The organism is Aminobacter sp. P4_H6_2, from assembly GCF_056400805.1.
In genome coordinates this window covers 1-2,899 of the sequence record NZ_JBFUKO010000652.1, presented here as the reverse complement: position 1 = coordinate 2,899, position 2,899 = coordinate 1, and the positions used below count along the sequence as shown (strand labels likewise).

The window sequence follows — 2,899 nt, the reverse complement described above, 5'->3', positions numbered from 1 at the left end:
TCGTCGCTCTACTTCCGGTGGTCTTGGCAATGACTTACCGGCCCATGGGTAAATAAGACGATATCAAGGCTAGATGAAGATGGCGCGACATTTCGGCTCGACCCCGACAGTCATCGGGCGACCTCGGTACTAATGACTGTGGAGCCGGGCGACAAATGCCCGGCCCCGCTTGATTTCATTCCGCCGGGGCTTCGACTGCCATCTGGCTGCGACCAAGCGACACCTGGGCCAGCACAAAGGCAATGACGGCCGAGATGGTAATGCCAAAGACCATCGGCAGCGGCGTGCCGTCGAAGAACAGTCCTGCCACCGCCATGGCGACGGCACCGGTGGCAAAGTGCAGCGTGCCCATCAGTGCGGAGGCCGTACCTGCAATTTCGCCATGCTCTTCCATCGCCAGCACCGAGGTGGTGGGGATGACGAGGCCAAGGAAGCCGTAGCCGATGAACAACAGCGTTGCGAGCACGTCGAGGCGGTCGACGCCCGAAGCGAACACGGCGAGCAACACCACCATCATCGTTGCATAACCGACCACCGCGACCCTGACCACGCGCCGCAGCCCGAAGCGCTCGGTCAGCAATCCGGTCAGCTGTGACATGCCGATGAACGCCACCGCATTGATCGAGAAGAACACGCTGTAGACCGACGGCGACAGGCCATAATGGTCGATCAGGATGAACGACGAATTGGCGAGGTAGACAAAGAAGCTGGCGATGCCAAAGCCACCGATGAAAGTCAGGCTGAGGAAATTGCGGTCGCCGAGCAGGAAGCGATAGCCGCTGAGGGCGCTGCGCACCGAGCTTTCGGCGCGATGTTCAGCGGGCCGCGTTTCCTTCAGCGACGTCGACAACAGCACGATTGCCAGCATCGCGGCAGCAGTGACGACCCAGAACACGGCGCGCCAGCCGAAGCCTTCGATCACCAGGCTACCCGTCAGCGGCGCAAGGATCGGCGAAACGGAAAACACCAGCATCAACAGCGACATCAGCCGCGCTGCCTCGGTACCGGTATGCAGGTCGCGCACGATTGCGCGCGGCACCACCATGCCGGCCGAAGCACCAAGGCCCTGTACGACGCGGAAAAAGATGAGCCATTCGATATTGGGCGCGAGCGCTGCACCTACACCGCCGATGGCAAACAGCACCAGGCCGATATAGAGCGGCGCCTTGCGGCCGATCATGTCGGAGATCGGGCCAACGACGATCTGCGCCAAGCCCATGGCGAGGAAGAAGACGAGCAGACTCATCTGCACGGCGGCAGTGCTGGCGTTGAGGTCGGCGCCGATTGTTGGCAGCGCCGGAAGATACATGTCGATTGCAAACGGGCCGATGGCCGACAACAGGCCGAGCACGACCGCCACGCGGAGAAATTGGGGTGTCATGGTGTGATTCTTTCGGATCTGGTTTCCGCCGCGAAAACACGGCGACATGTAATCCAAGGACGTTCGGCAAACCGAGATTCCGACTCCTCCCGAACCGGCCTCTCAGCACCACGTCCATATTTTTAGACATACTTGTCCAAATCGTCAATCACCTGTATATAAAAATTCCATGACACCTGCCATCGCTCCTGACATTGCCGTCGCCCGCAGCCACACCGCCAAGCGCCACTCGATCCTCGATGCCGCGGCTGGCGTTTTCTGTCGTGAAGGCTTTGCCGGCGCCAACATCGACCTCATCGCCGCTGAAGCCGGCGTATCGCGCCAGACCGTCTACAATCATCACGGTGATAAGGAGAATCTGCTGGTCGCAGTAGTCCGAGAAATCACCGAACGCATCAACGCCAGCATTTTCGAGACCCTCGCCACCTTCCCCGACAAGCCCGTCGACCTGGAGGCCGAGCTGATCGCCTTTGCCGTGCGGCTCAACCAGAACTGCATGTGCAATCGCGACGGCAAGTTCCTGCGCAAGCTGCTGCAGACCGAAGGCGAGCGCTATCCCGAGCTTTTCGCAGGCTGGCGCKAACACGGCCCTGCCAAGACCTGGGCAGCCCTTGCCGCGCGTCTTGCCCGCCTCGCCCTAGCCGGCTGGCTCGATCTGGACGACCCCGACGTCGCTGCGCGCCAGTTTTTGGCTCTCGTCAATGCCGACCTGCAAATGGCGATGATTTTCGGCGATCCCCTCTCGGAAGAGCAGCTGCGTGCAGCAGCGACCAACGCCGTCCGCTGCTTCCTGCGCGCCTACGGCAAGGCACGACCAGCATAATTGGGGCCGCATGGACGTTCACGTCGTCCTGCAGCTTGCGAGCAGGCAAAGGCTGAAATCCCAAACATTCAATAGGGCGCTATATCCGGTTTACGGCGGCCTCAAGCTTGATTACAGGTAAGGGAACGATTCAATCGGACCCGCTTGTACATATGGCCGAAGACCAGATCCGCTACGACATTCTCGCCCAGGAGGCACTGCGTGGCGTCATGCGCAAGGTCCTGGCGGAAGTCGCGCGCACGGGCCTGCCGGGCAACCACCATTTCTTCATCACCTTCATGACCGGCGCGCCGGGCGTGCGCATCTCTTCGCGCCTGCATGAGCGTTATCCCGAGCAGATGACCATCGTCGTCCAGTTCCAGTATTGGGACCTCAAGGTGACCGACACCGGCTTTGAGATTGGCCTGTCTTTCTCCGATGTTCCGGAAAAGCTCGAGATCCCCTTCTCTGCCGTGCGCGGCTTCTACGACCCTTCGGTGAACTTCGAGCTCGAATTCGAGGTCAAGGCCGATCCGGTTGCCGCGTCTGAAGAAGCGCCGTCCAATCCGGAGCCCATCGCTGTGGTCAAGCCGCCGGAGCGCAAGACGGCACCGAAGAAGAAGGCCGGCGCCGCTGAGAAGGAAACGCCCGAAGAGCCAGCCCACGGCAAAGGCGCCGAAGTCGTTTCGCTCGACGCGTTCCGCAAGAACTACCCC

3 protein-coding genes are annotated in these 2,899 nt (G+C 61.0%); 2 read left to right on the top strand and 1 reads right to left on the bottom strand.

Going from position 1 to position 2,899, the window contains the following annotated elements; genetic code table 11:
• Nucleotides 1-175: 175 nt before the first annotated feature.
• Complete coding sequence (locus AC1DUU_RS28110; RefSeq protein WP_476786627.1) at nucleotides 176-1,381, bottom strand: multidrug effflux MFS transporter; 1,206 nt, start codon at nucleotides 1,379-1,381, stop codon at nucleotides 176-178.
• Between the two features lie 169 nt (nucleotides 1,382-1,550).
• Here AC1DUU_RS28110 and AC1DUU_RS28105 point away from each other — a divergent pair, with 169 nt between their 5' ends.
• Both AC1DUU_RS28105 and AC1DUU_RS28100 read left to right on the top strand, forming a co-directional pair.
• Nucleotides 1,551-2,204: a TetR/AcrR family transcriptional regulator C-terminal domain-containing protein gene (locus AC1DUU_RS28105; RefSeq protein WP_476786626.1), complete on the top strand. Its 654-nt coding sequence runs from the start codon at nucleotides 1,551-1,553 to the stop codon at nucleotides 2,202-2,204.
• A 152-nt stretch (nucleotides 2,205-2,356) separates the two neighbouring features.
• Nucleotides 2,357-2,899: SspB family protein (locus AC1DUU_RS28100; RefSeq protein WP_476786625.1), on the top strand; the 543-nt coding region annotated here is incomplete at its 3' end.

Bases quoted from the DNA above. Each gene is read 5' to 3' on its own strand.
- AC1DUU_RS28110 (WP_476786627.1), bottom strand. From the start codon at position 1,381: ATGACACCCCAATTTCTCCGCGTGGCGGTCGTGCTCGGCCTGTTGTCG.